The organism is Mesotoga sp. B105.6.4 (genome assembly GCF_002896535.1).
Taxonomy (GTDB): Bacteria; Thermotogota; Thermotogae; order Petrotogales; family Kosmotogaceae; genus Mesotoga.
In genome coordinates, this window is sequence record NZ_JWIM01000016.1 from 64,337 (window position 1) to 79,561 (window position 15,225).

Annotated in this window: 18 protein-coding genes; 13 read left to right on the top strand and 5 right to left on the bottom strand. The window is 46.9% G+C overall.

Features of this window, described 5'->3' with window-relative positions:
* Positions 1 to 221: 221 nt before the first annotated feature.
* From RJ60_RS05300 to RJ60_RS05320, 5 genes are all read left to right on the top strand, one after another.
* Entirely contained in the window at positions 222 to 794 is a 573-nt protein-coding gene (locus tag RJ60_RS05300) for an HAD family phosphatase (RefSeq protein WP_103134191.1), read from the top strand.
* Positions 795 to 823: 29 nt separating this feature from the next.
* Complete coding sequence (locus tag RJ60_RS05305; protein ID WP_103134192.1) at positions 824 to 2,167, top strand: sugar ABC transporter substrate-binding protein; 1,344 nt, start codon at positions 824 to 826, stop codon at positions 2,165 to 2,167.
* A 68-nt stretch (positions 2,168 to 2,235) separates the two neighbouring features.
* The gene (locus RJ60_RS05310) at positions 2,236 to 3,153 is read left to right on the top strand and encodes a carbohydrate ABC transporter permease (RefSeq protein ID WP_258006188.1); all 918 of its coding nucleotides are present in this window, start codon (positions 2,236 to 2,238) and stop codon (positions 3,151 to 3,153) included.
* Positions 3,154 to 3,164: 11 nt separating this feature from the next.
* A complete protein-coding gene (locus RJ60_RS05315; RefSeq protein ID WP_099830753.1) occupies positions 3,165 to 3,995 on the top strand; it encodes a carbohydrate ABC transporter permease in 831 nt (276 codons plus the stop codon).
* Between the two features lie 25 nt (positions 3,996 to 4,020).
* Positions 4,021 to 5,352 (top strand): SH3 domain-containing protein, encoded by a 1,332-nt coding sequence (locus RJ60_RS05320; RefSeq protein WP_103134194.1) that lies wholly within the window; start codon positions 4,021 to 4,023, stop codon positions 5,350 to 5,352.
* Positions 5,353 to 5,356: 4 nt separating this feature from the next.
* Here RJ60_RS05320 and RJ60_RS05325 read toward each other — a convergent pair whose 3' ends face one another.
* Positions 5,357 to 5,929 carry a hypothetical protein gene (locus RJ60_RS05325; RefSeq protein WP_103134195.1) on the bottom strand — a complete coding sequence of 191 codons (573 nt, stop codon included), beginning with the start codon at positions 5,927 to 5,929 and terminating at the stop codon, positions 5,357 to 5,359.
* Positions 5,930 to 6,036: 107 nt separating this feature from the next.
* Here RJ60_RS05325 and RJ60_RS05330 point away from each other — a divergent pair, with 107 nt between their 5' ends.
* From RJ60_RS05330 to RJ60_RS05360, 7 genes are read left to right on the top strand one after another with little or no spacing between them, the layout of a single operon-like run.
* Complete coding sequence (locus tag RJ60_RS05330; RefSeq protein ID WP_258006189.1) at positions 6,037 to 6,417, top strand: DUF1292 domain-containing protein; 381 nt, start codon at positions 6,037 to 6,039, stop codon at positions 6,415 to 6,417.
* 48 nt (positions 6,418 to 6,465) lie between these two features.
* Positions 6,466 to 7,131, top strand: coding sequence for a 5'-methylthioadenosine/S-adenosylhomocysteine nucleosidase (locus RJ60_RS05335; RefSeq protein ID WP_103134197.1), 666 nt, complete (start codon positions 6,466 to 6,468; stop codon positions 7,129 to 7,131).
* The gene (locus RJ60_RS05340; RefSeq protein ID WP_258006190.1) at positions 7,128 to 7,475 is read left to right on the top strand and encodes a histidine triad nucleotide-binding protein; all 348 of its coding nucleotides are present in this window, start codon (positions 7,128 to 7,130) and stop codon (positions 7,473 to 7,475) included. The genes RJ60_RS05335 and RJ60_RS05340 overlap by 4 nt, the downstream gene beginning before the upstream one ends.
* Positions 7,472 to 8,080: a class I SAM-dependent methyltransferase gene (locus tag RJ60_RS05345; protein ID WP_103134199.1), complete on the top strand. Its 609-nt coding sequence runs from the start codon at positions 7,472 to 7,474 to the stop codon at positions 8,078 to 8,080. The genes RJ60_RS05340 and RJ60_RS05345 overlap by 4 nt, the downstream gene beginning before the upstream one ends.
* Positions 8,061 to 8,774, top strand: a complete 714-nt coding sequence (locus tag RJ60_RS05350; RefSeq protein WP_103134200.1) for an energy-coupling factor ABC transporter ATP-binding protein — start codon at positions 8,061 to 8,063, stop codon at positions 8,772 to 8,774. The genes RJ60_RS05345 and RJ60_RS05350 overlap by 20 nt, the downstream gene beginning before the upstream one ends.
* Positions 8,768 to 9,556 carry an energy-coupling factor ABC transporter ATP-binding protein gene (locus RJ60_RS05355; RefSeq protein ID WP_103134201.1) on the top strand — a complete coding sequence of 263 codons (789 nt, stop codon included), beginning with the start codon at positions 8,768 to 8,770 and terminating at the stop codon, positions 9,554 to 9,556. The genes RJ60_RS05350 and RJ60_RS05355 overlap by 7 nt, the downstream gene beginning before the upstream one ends.
* Entirely contained in the window at positions 9,550 to 10,227 is a 678-nt protein-coding gene (locus tag RJ60_RS05360; RefSeq protein WP_103134202.1) for a DUF554 domain-containing protein, read from the top strand. The genes RJ60_RS05355 and RJ60_RS05360 overlap by 7 nt, the downstream gene beginning before the upstream one ends.
* On the opposite strand, the gene RJ60_RS05365 is transcribed toward RJ60_RS05360, so the two are convergent.
* The 4 genes from RJ60_RS05365 to RJ60_RS05380 are packed head-to-tail and all read right to left on the bottom strand — an operon-like array spanning position 10,220 to position 13,321.
* Positions 10,220 to 11,071 (bottom strand): thiamine pyrophosphate-dependent enzyme, encoded by an 852-nt coding sequence (locus RJ60_RS05365; RefSeq protein WP_103134203.1) that lies wholly within the window; start codon positions 11,069 to 11,071, stop codon positions 10,220 to 10,222. The genes RJ60_RS05360 and RJ60_RS05365 overlap by 8 nt on opposite strands.
* Entirely contained in the window at positions 11,068 to 12,738 is a 1,671-nt protein-coding gene (locus RJ60_RS05370; protein WP_103134204.1) for a 2-oxoacid:acceptor oxidoreductase subunit alpha, read from the bottom strand. The genes RJ60_RS05365 and RJ60_RS05370 overlap by 4 nt, the downstream gene beginning before the upstream one ends.
* A gap of 53 nt (positions 12,739 to 12,791) precedes the next feature.
* Positions 12,792 to 12,950 carry a rubredoxin gene (rd, locus tag RJ60_RS05375; RefSeq protein ID WP_099830765.1) on the bottom strand — a complete coding sequence of 53 codons (159 nt, stop codon included), beginning with the start codon at positions 12,948 to 12,950 and terminating at the stop codon, positions 12,792 to 12,794.
* A 17-nt stretch (positions 12,951 to 12,967) separates the two neighbouring features.
* Positions 12,968 to 13,321: a class II SORL domain-containing protein gene (locus RJ60_RS05380; protein ID WP_103134205.1), complete on the bottom strand. Its 354-nt coding sequence runs from the start codon at positions 13,319 to 13,321 to the stop codon at positions 12,968 to 12,970.
* Positions 13,322 to 13,561: 240 nt separating this feature from the next.
* Between RJ60_RS05380 and RJ60_RS05385 the strand changes: the two genes are divergently transcribed.
* The gene (locus tag RJ60_RS05385; protein WP_258006191.1) at positions 13,562 to 14,662 is read left to right on the top strand and encodes a Xaa-Pro peptidase family protein; all 1,101 of its coding nucleotides are present in this window, start codon (positions 13,562 to 13,564) and stop codon (positions 14,660 to 14,662) included.
* Positions 14,663 to 15,225: the final 563 nt, after the last annotated feature.

Here is a 15,225-nt window from a genome sequence, read left to right on the forward strand (position 1 = left end):
GATTATAACCAAAGCCCTTTGCTTTTTGCGCCCTTCTCCAGTCGCCATCGACGCGAAAACTTGATTTCTTGTCCCTCAAAATAGTATTATATTAGAGTACACTTTTAAAGTACACTTTGGTATCTTCTTTTTTAGGGTTGTTACGAATGGGAGTTATAGCCATTTTCTACTGTTAATATCCATTCGTTGTACTCTTGTAAAGACATTACCGGGAGGTCGTCTTGAAGCTTTTTGTTTTCGATGTGGGAGGAGTAATAGCCGATAATACCAGCGTAGTTCCAGCTATTAGAAACTTCTTGGAGATTTCTGAACACGATTTCGTCGAAATTGCCGAGACGGAAAACCTTACTGCCTTGCAGACCGGAAGGATAACTGTTGGGGAGTTTGTTTTTTTCCTCTCCAGAAAGCTGGGCAGACCGGTTCCGGGGAATATCTGGGAGATGTTCTTCAAGCCCACCCCAATTGAAGAGACCATAGAAATAATTAAGCAGTTGCGTAAGAGATATAGAGTGATTGCCGGAACAAACACAATTGAACCACATTACGAGGTACATAGGTCAAGAGGCGATTACAACATCTTTGACAGGGTCTACGCCTCGCACATTATTGGGTTTGCGAAACCCGATAGACGATTCTATAGTCATATTCTTCATGAAGAGGATTGCGGGCCTGAGGAGGTTTTCTTCACAGATGATACGGCAAGAAATGTGAAAGCGGCGGCAGATATGGGAATTATCGCTTTTCAATTCACAGATCCATCGAGTCTACGAGAAAGACTCAAGGAGTACCTTTGAGTTAACTTCACATCGAAAGGGGTGTTTTTATGAAAAGGCTTAGCGTTATTCTTCTTGTATTGTTGATGCTCGCTGTTCCAATTTCTGCGCTCGGGAAGATCACAATCACCTGGTGGATCAACCCGTGGAGAATTGCACCTCCAGGCTTCCCGGCAGATAAGGCTCCGACGGAAGAGGACTTCCCGAAGTGGGCTGCCGAGGAGTTCATGAGACTTCATCCGGACGTTGAGGTCAAGTACGTAGTTGTCGGAAACACGGAGTATTCACAGAAAATGGCTGCGGCCATTGCGACCGGAACTCAGCCCGACATCTTCAAAGGCCCCGTTTGGGACAACAGATGGGTAGGAGCGGGACTGCTCGAGCCGATCGATGATTACATCTCTCCGGAAGACCTTGAAGACTTCTACGATCTTGCTCTCGAGACAGGTTATGTCGACGGTAAGCACTACATCTGGCCATGGAATCTCGGGACGAATGGCATGGGAACCAGCATGCTCCTCTACACTCCCGATTTCGAGAAGGCCGGCGTCGACTGGCGAAAGATAGTAGAAGAGGGCTGGACAATGGAAGAGTTTGTCGAAATCGCCAAGAAGCTTACATGGGATTCCGACGGCGACGGCAAGATTGACCATTATGCAATCAGCTTTGGCGCTAAGGACACACACAACCTTTTGAATTTCATCTATGCACATGGAGCGAAACTGACCAATGAAGATGAGACTAAGGTTACTTTCAATACTCCTGAGGCAGTTGCAGGTCTTCAGTTCCTTCTCGATCTAGTTGAAGTACACAAGGTCGCTCCCAGTGGCGTTGAAGCGATGGGAGTATATGATGTTATAGGTAACTTCCATTCTCACAGAACGAGCATCGGATTTGGCGGTCCTTACGAGATAGGCAGAATCACGCGCTACGTGAAATCCGGTCAGCTCACAGAGGCATTCTATCCGGTAATTGCCCCATTCCCTCATGTTGAAGGAAAGAAGGGTGTGTCATACGCTTCTGCCAGCGGATTTGTCGTCTTTAAGCAGAACGACAAAGCAAAGAGGGACGCCGTAATGGAGTTTGCGAAATTCCTTACAAACAAAGAGAACACAGCGCTTCTGGAAAGCCTTATGTACCTAACTGCCAGAAAGTCGGTTAATGAGATCCTTTTCCAGAACGATGATTACTTGAATGAGCAGGCCCAGACATTCGCTAGGATTATGGATGAGACCGGAATGGAGTTCTTTGGGTCTCAGAGTTTCCCGTGGTCGGAAGTCTCCAAGTTCTTCACAAGCGCCATGGAGGGAGCCTTTGGTAAGACAAAGACCGCTCAGGAGGCCCTCGATAGTTTTGTGACCGAGGCGAACCGGGCGCTCTCTTACTATTTTTGAGCAGATGAGTTGAAGGGAACAGCCCCCGCCCCTCTGAGGGCACGGGGCTGTTCCCGTTTAATGGGGTGATGGATTTGGAGCAGATTCCAGTTAAACCAATAAGACGGAAAACTACCTTGAACGACGTGTGGAAGGGTAGATCGGGATATCTCTTCATTCTTCCACATTTTGCCCTGTTTGCAGTATTCTTTCTAGTACCGGTTGGCTGGGGCATGTACCTCAGTATGTTCAATTACAACGTCTTCTCACAGACATTTATCTGGTTCGACAACTATAAACGCATTCTGAGCGATTGGCTCTTTCTGAAGTCTCTTAGAAACACTTTTGTCTACACTTTTGGTGTAGTTCCGCTATGGCTTGGAAAGGCATTGCTTGTCACAGTACTCATCTACCCGTTCAGAAAAGGCATAAGAACTTTTTTCAAAGCGGCCTTCTATCTGCCGCATGTTACTTCTGCCGTCATCATTTCAATGATCTGGCTATGGGTTTTCAATCCGAACTTCGGACTTCTGAACTATTTTATGACCGTTCTCGGGCTGGAACCTGTGGTATGGCTTGGAAGATCCTTGACGGCAATGCCATCGCTCATAGTGATGCAGGTAATAATGGGGGGAGGTTCGACTATAGTTCTTCTTTCGGCAGCGATGGCATCGATCCCCGAATACTACTTTGAGGCTGCCACACTGGAAGGCGCAGGCTCATGGACGGTCTTCAGAAAGATCACGGTGCCATTGTTGAAGCCAACTATCCTCTATGCTCTCGTTATGGGAACGATCGCGAACTTTCAGACCTTTTCGAATATCTACATCATGACAAGCGGTGGTCCAGAGTTCTCAACAACGACAATTGCCTATTTGATTTATGAGACTGCCTTCAAGAATTACAACCTGGGTCTTGCTTCAGCCATGTCAATGGTGATGTTCGCAATCCTGGTTGTACTTGGAATAATCCAGTTCAAGTGGCTGGGATCCAATGTGGAGTATTGAGGTGATCGGTTATGAAAGCAAAGACCAAGACTAATATAAAAAAGGCGATTTCTTTGGTGATTCTCGGAGTACTCGCTTCCCTCGCCTTCATTCCACTATACTGGATGGTGGCCACTGCCTTTACTCAGCCCTCTTTGACCATGAAGTTCCCTCCGGATATCATACCAAAGAATCCTACTCTCCAGAACTTCAAGGACCTTTTCGAAAGGAAGATAATATTCAGATGGACTCTGAACAGCTTCATAGTTGCGGGTACGGTAACACTTGCACAGATATTCGTCTGCGCTATGGCAGGTTATGCTCTGGCAAAGAAGAAATTCCCAGGAAGCAAAGTGATCTTCTCTATATACATTGCATCGATGATGATACCTACGCAGGTAACCCTTGTTCCTCTATACATCCTAATCTCGAAAATGGGTATGGTAGACACATATCAGGCGCTGATCTTGCCTGCGATTGCAGCTCCTTTTGGTGTTTTCCTGATGAGACAGTTTATGGTCTCTGTTCCAACCGAGATCATCGAGGCGGCGAGAATCGATGGTGCAAGCGAATTCAGGACATTCACGAAGATAATCGTGCCTATTTCAAAGCCTGCAATGGCGGTGCTGGGGATTTTCACTTTCATGGGGCAGTGGAACAGTTTCCTCTGGCCGCTGATTGTTACTAACACTTCGGAGATGAGAACTCTTCAGGCAGGGCTCTCGCTTCTTCAGGAACAGGTGCCGATGCAGTACTCCTATCTGATGGCAAGTGCTACGTACTCGGCAATTCCTATGATCATTGTCTTCCTTGCCTTCCAGAGGTACTTCCTGCAAGGTATTACAGTCGGAGCAATCAAATAGGCAGCTGGATGGGGTGTTTTCGAGGATGAAGAAGGCTTCTGAGCGGTACATGGTCTTTCCGGAGAACGTTTCAAAAGAGATGCAGCAATCGAACTTCTGGTGCGAGAAGATGACTGATCCAGATGAAGAGTGGCTGAGTGAGGATGAGATTCTTGCCTTCAACGGATCGGTTATCTCACGCGCTGAAGGTTCTGGTCGCGCTGCATTTGCCAGTAAGCTCGAAAACTTTCCTTCGAGATTTGAGTTCGATGAAGTAAGAGCGATGATCAACGATTCATTTCCCGAGCACTTCATGCAAACTCCTCTTTTTAGCAATGAAGGAGAGGATGTCCCTTCGGGAATTCGCAGAGACATCGTTGACAATGCTACTTCCATCCTTAATCAGGATATTGCTGAGAAGTTTGGCATCGTGACTCGGAGGACTCATCTGAGAGCGCTGCCCACAGATTTCATTTCCTGCGACGAGTATATCGACAATGACCGCCTCCAGTTGACTTCTGTAAGCCTTGGGACACCATTTGTAGTTCTTGCGCGCAGCAGGGATACTTCGTGGCTTTTCGTTCAAACCCCAGGTTACAGAGGCTGGCTGAAGGCAAATGATTCTGCCGTTACGGAAAGCAGACTCTCTGTACAGAACTTCTACCGGTCGAGTAACTTCCTCCTTGCAACTGGCAGCAGAGTAGAGATCGAGCCTGACCCCTTTGAACTAAATTCTTCGGGTTTGTTTCTGCAAATGGGAGACAAACTCCCTCTTGAGGATCCCGAAGAAAGCGAGAATCTCCATGCGCAAGGACCATTTGGTTGTTTCACAGTCAAGATTCCTGCAAGAGAGAGGTTGGGCTCGCTGGGTTTTCGAAAAGGCCTTGTGAGAATGAGCGAAGATGTAAGAATCGGCAACTTGAAGCTAACCGGCAGGGAGATATTAAATCAAGCCTTCAAGATGCTCGGCGAGCGTTACGGCTGGGGAGGCCTCTACAACAGGAGGGACTGTTCGAGATTCGTTCAGGATATCTTCGCCTGTTTTGGCCTCGTACTTCCCAGAGATGCTTGGGCTCAGGAAATGCTGGGATCGAAGAACAAAATTCTCTTCGAAGGCAATTCGGAAGAAAGAAAGGTTCAGTTGCGGTCCCTAAGACCCGGAAATCCACTGTATATGCCGGGCCATACGCTGATCTATCTCGGCCAGGACAACGGGAGATTCTTCGCTATTCATGATGGAGCTGGCTACAAAGATTCAAAGGGAAAGAAGATTTCAGTGCATGGAGTTTTCGTCGTGGATCTGTCCCTCCGTACAATGAACAGCGATAAGAGCTATCTGGAACTGCTTACTTCTGCACTTCAAATAGATAAGGGCTAGGGCTCTAGTAGATCAGTTTCAGGAGCATCTCGAATTTATCTATCTGTTTTTTGCTAATCAGTGGCAAACTCATAGGAAAGATGTCTTCAATGTCGTGAACAACCACTGCGAGAGATCTAGCTGTGTAATAAGGTTCTTCGGTGACTTCTCTAAACCCTTCTTGCGGCTGCATCCAGTATTCCCATGGATCGGGAAGTCTCACAAATGGACTGGACGTTTCAACTTCAAAAACATACCCTATCTGGGGAAGAAGATACCAGTCAATTACACCCTCAACTTGCATGCGAGCAAAAATATGCCTCGATTTAATAACTGCCCTGGATGTCTTGAGTTGTTCAGCTATCTCGGTGATCTTCGCAGGATCTAGATACTTTTCTTCCTCTTCCCTAATGAGACCGCTCCCAGATTTCACGGTCTCAAGTAGAGAAATCTCAGATTCATCAACTCCGAGTCTTATTCTCCGCCTATCGGGATGCTCTAGATACCACTGAATAATCAACTGGTGTCTTTCTGCCTCTTCGATAATTTCTACTGGCAAATCTTTTCCAAAGAGGAACTTTCTCTCGATTTCAAGCACTGCCTTCACACTCCAGATACAGTGTATACGATTATTCATCGGTCATCAAGTTGCGTCTTCAACGTTACTATGTTAGTATGAATCGAATCGCGAAATAATGGAGGTTTATGATGGAAGAAAGAGAAGAACTTGAAATGCATGACTGCGACGAATGTACAGATCCTGACTGTGATCATGATCATGGAGAGGATGCTGAGTTTGACAGATTTACGGTCACAGATGAAGAAGGAGTAGAACATCATTTCGACGTAATTGCCGAGCTTGAGAGCGATGGAAAGCTTTACTGGGTCGTCGAGGAGTTCTATGAAGAAGGACAGGATGTCTCGCTGGCCGGAGAAGAAGATGGGTACATTGTTTTTAGAGTTGAATACGATGACGATGAGAATCCCTACCTATATTCCGTTGAAGATGAGGAGTTCGAAGAGGTAAACAAATCCTGGGCTGAACTCGTGAAAGAGATATCGGCCGAGGACGACGAAGAAGAATAGGGGACCGGAGGTCCCCTTTTTGTTATAATCCTCTATGGAGGTGTTGACATGATTCTTGCTCTCGGCGTCTTTCTTCCAGAAGTAAGACCTGTGATGGACAGTATGCTTGTCCTCGAATCGGGCGAGATTCTTGGAAGGCACTACTGCAGAGGAGTAATAGGCAATAACGAAGTCGTGGCCTGCGGAGGGTTTGTGGGCAAAGTCGAGGCCTCAATGATCACACAAAGGATGATAGATCGATTCAGCCCAAGACTGGCAGTCCTTACTTCGGGTGCGGCTGGAATAGATGAGTCCGTAGAAATAGGTGACGTTGTAGTCGGCACTGAATTCGAGGAGTACGATACAATCTTTCCTCTCAGCGAAGGCAAGATGGTTATGAAGGCATCGGACAGTCTTCTTATGAGGTTTCTCAGAGTATATTTCAAGGCAGGAAAGTTTGGGAAGATTCTATCCGGCGATGCAGTAGTTGCAAACTCATCTATCAGAGATGAAGTACACTCCTCATATGGAGGACTTGCACTTGACATGGATTCGGCACCATTCGCAAAAGTTGCTTACGAGAACGGTTGCGGATTCATCGTCCTGAAGACTATTCTCGACAGAGCTGACGAACAGTCCAATAGAGACTTCGACAGGAACTTCGCGAATCTTTCGGGAAGGTCCGCGGATCTACTTGTAGAGATAATGAAGAATCACTATATTGATAGGGAGTGAGATCATTGGACTGCATCTTCTGCAAAATCGCCAACGGAGAAATCAAGAGCAGTTACATTGCAGAGAACGAAACTTTCGTGGCATTTGACGACATCAATCCTTTGGCTCCGGCCCATATTCTAATCGTTCCAAGAAGGCATATCGCGAAACTCGAAGAGCTTGCAGAATGTGACGGAGTAGCCGTCAAGAGTCTGTTCTCACTGGTGAATGAGATCGTCGAGTCAAAAGGAATAAAAAACAGCGGATACAGGCTCATAGTCAATCAAGGCAGCGATTCCGGTCAGGAAGTTGAGCATCTCCACTTCCATATACTCGGAGGAAGAAAGCTGGGCAGACTTGGATGAGAGGAGACTTTCGGCACTATTATACGGACCAGACGGAAGCTCCGGAAAGAGTTAAAACCGCCACCTTCAGGCTGAAGAACGGTCATTCGTATTCCTTTAAGAGTCCGGATGGTGTCTTTGCCTTCGGAAAAGCCGATAGGGCTTCTCTTATACTGATTGAAAACTGCGTTTTGGACGGCCAAGAGAATCTTCTGGATTTGGGCTGTGGCTACGGGCCAATAGGAATAACCCTAAAACTTGAAAACCCCGACGTAAAGCTTTTCATGAGTGACACTAATACCAGGGCGGTGACTTTTTCGAAGATCAATGCGAGGGACTTCAATCTGCTGGCTGACATCCGCAAAGGCGATCTCTATGATCCATGGGAGGGTTTTCGATTCGATTCGATTCTCTCTAATCCACCCATGGCTGCGGGCAAAGCGGTTTGGGAAAAGTTGATTTGTGAAGCGCCGAAATTCTTAACCGAAAATGGAAGACTTCAGATAGTCGCCTATCATAATAAGGGCGGGTCGAGACTTGAAGGGATAATGAAAACGACTTTCGGAAATGTTATTACTACGACGAAATCAGGCGGTATAAGAGTCTATGTCTCGAGAAAGCTGTGATATTCTTCTGTCTCTTGAAGCTGTAACCGTGCATGCCGATGGAAGAAAGATCCTGGAAAGCTTTTCTCTCGATGTTTCAAAGGCAGAAAGCGTAGCGCTTCTTGGACGAAATGGTTCGGGGAAGACAACCCTTCTTAGAACGATTGCCGGCCTGAAAAGATTCAGTTCTGGGGAGATTACTCTAGATGGCGGAATCGGAATGGTCTTTCAGAATCCCGAGTCTGCACTTTTTGGCGCGACCGTGGAAGAGAATCTTGCCTTTCCGCTTCAATCTCTGCAACTGGACAGGAACAGAATTTTCGAAAGAATCCAGCAATCTGCCAGGAAATTCGGCTTAACGGAGATTTTGGATCGAGACATTCTTACGCTTTCGGGTGGGCAGCGTCAGCTCGTATCCATTGCTGCCGCCTTGATTTCGGAACCATCTATTCTGCTGCTTGATGAACCTCTTTCTATGATGGATAGGCAAGATAGAGAGAGTATACTACAAACGGTTTCGGAAATTGTCGGTTCCGAGACTTCTGTACTATTCGCAACTAATAGGTTCTCTGAAGTAGTGGGCTTTGATCGCTTCGTGATAATCGGAAACAGGAGAAAGCTCTTCGACGGGGGTATTGAAGAACTCAAGAGGACTCCTTCGGTATTCTATGAAGCCGGGATGTCGGTTCCTTTTGAGATAGTCCAGTCATGCTGAAGGTTCGTAAAGCATCATTCGCCTATAGGGGACCGGGCAAGGACGCGAGGATTCCGGCTCTTGAGAAGATTTCGTTTGATTTGAAGCGGGGAGACTTCGTGATACTTACTGGAAGGACCGGTGCCGGTAAGACTACACTTCTCCAGCTTCTCTGCGGTCTCATCGAACCCGATGAAGGAACAATTGATTGCGAATCCCGCGACCTCTCTTCGATCTCCTCGATGATCTTCCAGTATCCCGAGGATTGTTTTTTCAACGCCACGGTGAAAGAGGAGATAGAGTTCGGTATCAGGAGATCGGGAAGAAATGCTTCCAGACGTCTGGAAGAAATAGTCGAATCGATAGGATTTGATCTTGCCGAGTTCGGAACGAGGAGACCTCTATCTCTTTCCGGCGGCGAACAGAGACTTGTCGCAATCGCCTCGATAATCGCGCTCGATCGAGAGATCATCTTGTTGGATGAACCGACATCCGGCCTAGATGAAAAGGCGGTCGCAACCGTACGGCAGATTTTGAACGTAGAAAAGAGTGAAAACAAGACGGTCGTAGTGGCGACCCACTGGCCGGCAGAGTTTATGGACTTAGCGACACATGTTATGAATCTCAAAGATGGAAGAATTGACTTTTTTGTTACTGTTGCTGACTATGTTGACCTTAATCTTCATCGGGAGCGACTTGAAGAGAAGGAGCGGTATCTGCTAAACTACTACAAACTTTTCCGCCGCTTCCCTCAAAGCGAAGAAGAGTTGATTCTATTCATTAGGAGAGATAAGAGATGTTGAATATTTCTGTCATTGTCAATACCGTCGCTGTAATCATCGGATCATTGTTAGGACTCTTCGGTGGAAAACTTCTGAAGGAGCGCTATAGAAAGGTCTTTTTTCAAGTAATAGGACTCCTGACAATGGGTCTGGGAATTAGCATGTTTCTCGATACCAACAGCGTCCTCGTCGTGCTCGGTAGTCTTATTGTCGGAGGGGCTATAGGAGAATTCTTTGATATTGAGGAGAAGATAGGGAGACTTGTGGGCAAGAGAAGCGAAGATGCAAACTTCGTCAAGGGATTCATAACTGCTTCGGTTCTCTTCGTTGCAGGCCCGGTGACGGTTATCGGATCGCTACGTGCAGGTCTCTCGGGAGAGAATGAGCTTATTTACATCAAATCCCTTATGGACGGAATATCATCTGTAATGCTTGCCGCGACTCTCGGGAAGGGTGTGCTCCTCTCTGCAGCAGCAGTATACCTTGTACAGGGAGGGCTAGTATCTCTTGCAGGTGTTCTTTCCTTTCTACAGACCCCTCAATACATGGGAGATTTCTCCGGTGTTGGGGGACTAATGCTTCTCGGGCTGGGAATCAGACTGCTTGAAATAAAAGAAATCAAGGTCGGAAACTTTCTTCCGGCCCTGATTCTGTCACCGATATTTACTTGGGTCTCTATGCTCTTTACCTGAAGGCTTCCATCTCAGCAGAAATATCAATCTGCTTTCTCTCATTTGCCAGAACGATCTTCTTTTTGAGAACAGGATGGAGTTCGTGGTACGTCTCCTTTTCGTTCAAGTACAAAACTCCCATAGGAATCTTCTCGCCCCATTCTAGGGCCTTCTTTAAGGCGTTTGGCTTATCGGTCGGATCGTAGTTGCCGTTCTCTTCACTCACGTCGTAAAGCCTTTCCTTGTAAAACTTGAGCGTATTCACTTTGTTGAAAGTCACACAGGGCTGCATTATATCGACCACGGAAAAACCTTTGTGATTGATCGCAGCAGAAACGACCTTGAAGAAGTGTTCCTTGTCACCAGTAAAAGTTCTGCCTACGAAGGCGGCGTCCATCGTTATCGCCAGCGCGAGAGGATTCAACGGCTCGTTTATAACACCCTGCAGCTGAGAACTTGTCTTCTGGCCTTTACCGGTAGTCGGAGATCCCTGTCCCTTTGTGAGGCCATAAATCTGGTTGTCATGGATCAGAACAGTAACGTCGAAATTCCTTCGAATTCCATGAATGAAATGATTCCCGCCCTCACCGTACATGTCTCCGTCTCCAGACTCGGCAATAACTGTGAGTTCCGGATTCACTGCCTTTATTGCAAAGGCAACTGGAAGGCTTCTTCCATGCAGTCCGTTGAAGAAACTAATATCCAAATAGTGAGGCATCTTGGCGGCTTGCCCTATTCCGGTTACCATCACAAAATGAGACTTATCTACTCCCATCTCCTCGAGAGTGCTCGCGAGATTCATTCTGAGGGGGAAGTTCCCGCATCCGGGACACCATGCCGGGTCAACTTCTCTCAAAAAACTCATATTATCCCCTCCTCTTTGAGCGTCTTCTCTATCCAGTTTGCGCTGATCGGACGGCCGTCGTATCTACCTATGTGCTCAATAGGGAGACCGGTCTTCGACCTCAGTAAACTGGCAAACTGCCCATTGAAGTTCCCTTCGACGGAAACAAGTCTCTTCCCTTCCAGTTCTTCCTTAATCTCGGGATCGATTGGAAAGACTTCGGTGTAGTGGACGTAACCAATATCCTTTCTGCCAACAGCAAACTCGTCGATAGCTCCCCAGCTATCGCCCCAACTTATTAGAATCAAGGGGGCATCGAGATTGAACTTGGCGGGAGCAGCAAGTTCACCGAGCAGAGCATCAATCTTTCTCATTCTCTTCTCAACCATCTTCTTCCTTATATTGAGGTCCTCGGTTATGAATCCATATTCATCATGTTCATCGGAGTCTACCCTAACCAAAGCCTTACCTCCGGGGACTGCTCTTGGAGAGATGCCGTCATCGGTAATCTGAAATCTTCGGTATCCTTCGTCTCCTTCAACAATGAACCTCTCGAGCAACTCGTCTTTGTGTATAGGTGCTTCTACAGTTGCCGAGGAGTCTACGAGCGATTCGGTTAGTAGAATGATCGCAGGAATCTGATATTTGTCGGCAATGAAGAACGCCTTTTCAGTTAACTCGAAGGCGTCTTTGGGGGTTCTTGGTGCGACAACGTACTTCGGAAATTCGCCATGTCCGGCGTTTACGACAAAGAGGAGGTCTTCTTGAGCCGTTCTCGTCGGCAGACCAGTTGCCGGAGCCGGACGCTGAGCATCGACTATGACCAGAGGAGTCTCAGTCATCGCGGCAAGTGAGACACCTTCTTGCATGAGCGCAAAACCGCCTCCTGAAGTCGTGACAAGAGAACGAGCTCCCGCGAATGCGCCACCGATAACCATATTCACTGCAGCAATCTCATCTTCGGCCTGTTCAACAACAATTCCGTGCTTCTCAGCGTTTGCGGCAAGGAATGTCATGACTCCCGTACCTGGTGTCATGGGATATGCAGCGAGGAATCTGCAGCCGGCAGCTATCGCTCCCAAACCTGTGCCTTCAGTTCCGTTCATCAGAAAGTAGTCGTGCTTCTGGACGTCAAAATCGGGTACCTCTATCGACAGAGGAAGATCGTAACCTTTCTTCAACGCTTCGAGATTTGGTTTGATTACCTCTTCCTTTCCGGAGAAGACCTCTTCGATGAGTCGAGAAGAAATCTCCTTTTTTACTTTGAATAGGCTGAGGATAGCACCCAGCGCAACAACATTCTGAGCTCTTGGTTCCCCGGCCTCTTTGGCGATCGATTTGAAGGGAAAGTCTTTCACATTGAGCCTGAAATCGACATCCTCCTGAGTTACACGATCTGAGTCGGAATCGAACACAAGAGTTGTCCCATCGTGGAAGTACTCGAGCTGTGAAAGCGTAGTATTCTTGCTAAGAGAAACTATTAGATCGAACTCCTGCCGCATCGAGTGAAGAGGAGACTCCGAGATCCGAATTCTGTAGACGTACTCTCCGCCCCTTATTCTTGAGTGGTAACTTTTGTCTGTGAAGATGCAGTAGCCATTTCTGAAGAGACTTAGTGCAAGCATATCGCCAATTGTATTCAACCCCTGCCCGGCTTCGCCGGAAAGGGCTATCACATAATCTTTCACAATAACACCCCCGTTGAGGTAAAGAAAAGCGGGAGTGATTCTCCCGCCTCATCTCAGTCGACTGGTTCGAAGTCGTCTTTGCTAGCTCCGCAAAGCGGACAAACCCAATCCTCTGGAACATCCTCAAAAGTGGTCCCGGGATCTACGCCGTTATCGGGGTCTCCAATTTCGGGATCGTAAATATAACCGCAGATAGTGCATCTGTACTTCATCGTGCCAACCTCCTTAATCAGAAATCAACTCTCTTACTGCTCTCCCAGAGACCATGTATATTGCAGTAAGAGGTGGCGATTAGAGAACCTGACTTCTCCAGTTTCACATTGAAAACTGCCTTGGGCTGTGTTGTTACAGGAGTGAACTCGATGTGACCCAGATGAATCAGAAACTGGCCATCATCATAGATTGCGTACAGATCGAACCATTTGATGTGATGCTCGATAGTGTTTGGGTGAGAAATCTCTTTGCCCACCGTGATCTCTACATTGAATGCTTCACCCGGCTTAATAGCTTCAGGAATGTCAATAACCGGCACGTGTTTTTCGCTTTTCCAGTCGGCGCTTTTAACATACTCACCAATTTGCATTTTATCCCCTCCTCGCATGATAATCTATATAAGGAATCGATAGCAATCATTGCAGAACTGCTCTATACAACAACTATAGAAATCACAGCAATTATACCATATCACTAAGAACGGAAGTCTATTTTGAATGCTTACAAATTCCGCCGGAACAAGGAACCGAAGTATGAAAGTCTATCAGTGCATATTCGCTGAATATTTTTCGTCCCCTCTGATAGAATAGGTTTAAAGTGAGCTGGAGGGGTGTGTTTGACTAGACACGAAGTTGTCAGAGAATACATCGGGGAAGCTTCCGTAGAAGCAGTCCTCTTGACAAGAAACTCGAATATTCAGTGGTTCTTCAAAGGCGAGGTTGATCCGAGAATAGACACCTCTTCTGACTTCGGAGCCTTCTGGCTTTTAGTCACGGAATCGATGGTAGTTGCACTTAGTCCAAGTTACGATGCTGAAAGAATCAAGGACGAGATTCTTCCGGCGGGGATTGAGATACTTGCTATCGACGAATATAAAAACTACAGGGAGACAATAAGCAAAATATGTGAAAAGTTCAGAAAGACTGCAGTAGATTGCGAACTTTTCCTCTCCTGTTCAAACTATGTTCCTTTGGACAAATCCTTCTATGAGAAAATGCAGATTCTCGACGATCGAGAGATATTGCGTCTGAGAGTAGTTGGAAAACTTACTGAGAATATCTTGTGCGAGTTTGCACCTGAACTGCAGCCCGGTATGGCGGAGCTGGAAATCGAAAAAGTATTGAGGGCTATCTTTATCGAGTCAGGACTTGAAGCTCCAACTCTGTGCGTAGCTTCCGATGAGAGAATTGCAAAGTCTCCTTATCCGGTTTCAACAGCAAAAAAGATAGACCGCTATTTGATGCTCAGGGCGACAATAAGGAAGCAAGGACTTTCCGTTTCTCTCAGCAGATACTTCCACTTTGGAGCCGTTCCTCACGCAATTGAAGAAAAGCACGAGAGAGCCTCCGGCGTTGCCGCCAAGGCTGCTGTTGCGATAATGAGGGCAAAGAGCATGGGCGAAGTATACGAAGAGATTAGAAACGCATATATTGCTCTTAATGCGGTAGATGAGATAACACACTTCAGCCCCGGGGGAAGCATAGGTTACATTCAGAAAAGATTTTCATTTGCTCCGAACTCATCTATTGAGATGAGATCTCCTGCCAGCTATGTCCTTTGTCCAAGGATAGGCGGTCTGTTCAGTGAAGACACCGTACTTCTTAATCCTGACGGCACGGCCGAGTTTGTAACACTCGGAGAAGACTTCCCGAAGGTAAAAGTCAGGTTCGAAAGCTTCCGGGTTCATAGACCGTGGGTAATGATCATATAATTCATCGCATGAGTCAACCTATCCCCAAACCCTCTGTGTAAGATTGCCCGCCAAAGAAGCTTATGAGCTGGAAGAACCGCTTTTCGCTTTTAAGAGCCGCTATACGCTTAAGATCAAGGACCCGCTGAACGCTGTTCAAAACAACGTTGTCCGTCAACGGTCCGCCGTTTTCCGACCAAGAAGAGCATTTCAAGAGACTTATAGAGTTTATTGGCTCTTGTTCTTATAACTCACAACTTGCATCTTGGAACTTGCAACTGTTTCAAAGATCGAGATCCTGGCCTGAACATTGCCAGGATGACCTGAAGCAAGAAAGGACAGTCATCCCGTGATGCACCTGCACGGGATCTCGCCCTGAAGATCCGCTATACGCTTAAAAACGGTGAACCCGCTGAACGCTGTGAAGAGCCGCTATACGCTTAAGATCAAGGACCCGCTGAATGCTGTTCAAAACAACGTTGTCCGTCAACGGTCCGCCGTCCTCCGACCAAGAAGAGCATTTCAAGAGACTTATAGAGTTTATTGGCTCTTGTTCTTATAACTCACAACTTGCATCTTGGAAC

Coding starts and splice junctions, on each gene's coding strand:
- RJ60_RS05305 (WP_103134192.1), top strand. CDS start 824: ATGAAAAGGCTTAGCGTTATTCTTCTTGTATTGTTGATGCTCGCTGTT.
- RJ60_RS05310 (WP_258006188.1), top strand. CDS start 2,236: ATGGATTTGGAGCAGATTCCAGTTAAACCAATAAGACGGAAAACTACC.
- RJ60_RS05315 (WP_099830753.1), top strand. CDS start 3,165: ATGAAAGCAAAGACCAAGACTAATATAAAAAAGGCGATTTCTTTGGTG.
- RJ60_RS05320 (WP_103134194.1), top strand. CDS start 4,021: ATGAAGAAGGCTTCTGAGCGGTACATGGTCTTTCCGGAGAACGTTTCA.
- RJ60_RS05330 (WP_258006189.1), top strand. CDS start 6,037: ATGATGGAAGAAAGAGAAGAACTTGAAATGCATGACTGCGACGAATGT.
- RJ60_RS05335 (WP_103134197.1), top strand. CDS start 6,466: ATGATTCTTGCTCTCGGCGTCTTTCTTCCAGAAGTAAGACCTGTGATG.
- RJ60_RS05345 (WP_103134199.1), top strand. CDS start 7,472: ATGAGAGGAGACTTTCGGCACTATTATACGGACCAGACGGAAGCTCCG.
- RJ60_RS05350 (WP_103134200.1), top strand. CDS start 8,061: ATGTCTCGAGAAAGCTGTGATATTCTTCTGTCTCTTGAAGCTGTAACC.
- RJ60_RS05355 (WP_103134201.1), top strand. CDS start 8,768: ATGCTGAAGGTTCGTAAAGCATCATTCGCCTATAGGGGACCGGGCAAG.
- RJ60_RS05360 (WP_103134202.1), top strand. CDS start 9,550: ATGTTGAATATTTCTGTCATTGTCAATACCGTCGCTGTAATCATCGGA.
- RJ60_RS05365 (WP_103134203.1), bottom strand. CDS start 11,071: ATGAGTTTTTTGAGAGAAGTTGACCCGGCATGGTGTCCCGGATGCGGG.
- rd (WP_099830765.1), bottom strand. CDS start 12,950: ATGAAGTACAGATGCACTATCTGCGGTTATATTTACGATCCCGAAATT.
- RJ60_RS05380 (WP_103134205.1), bottom strand. CDS start 13,321: ATGCAAATTGGTGAGTATGTTAAAAGCGCCGACTGGAAAAGCGAAAAA.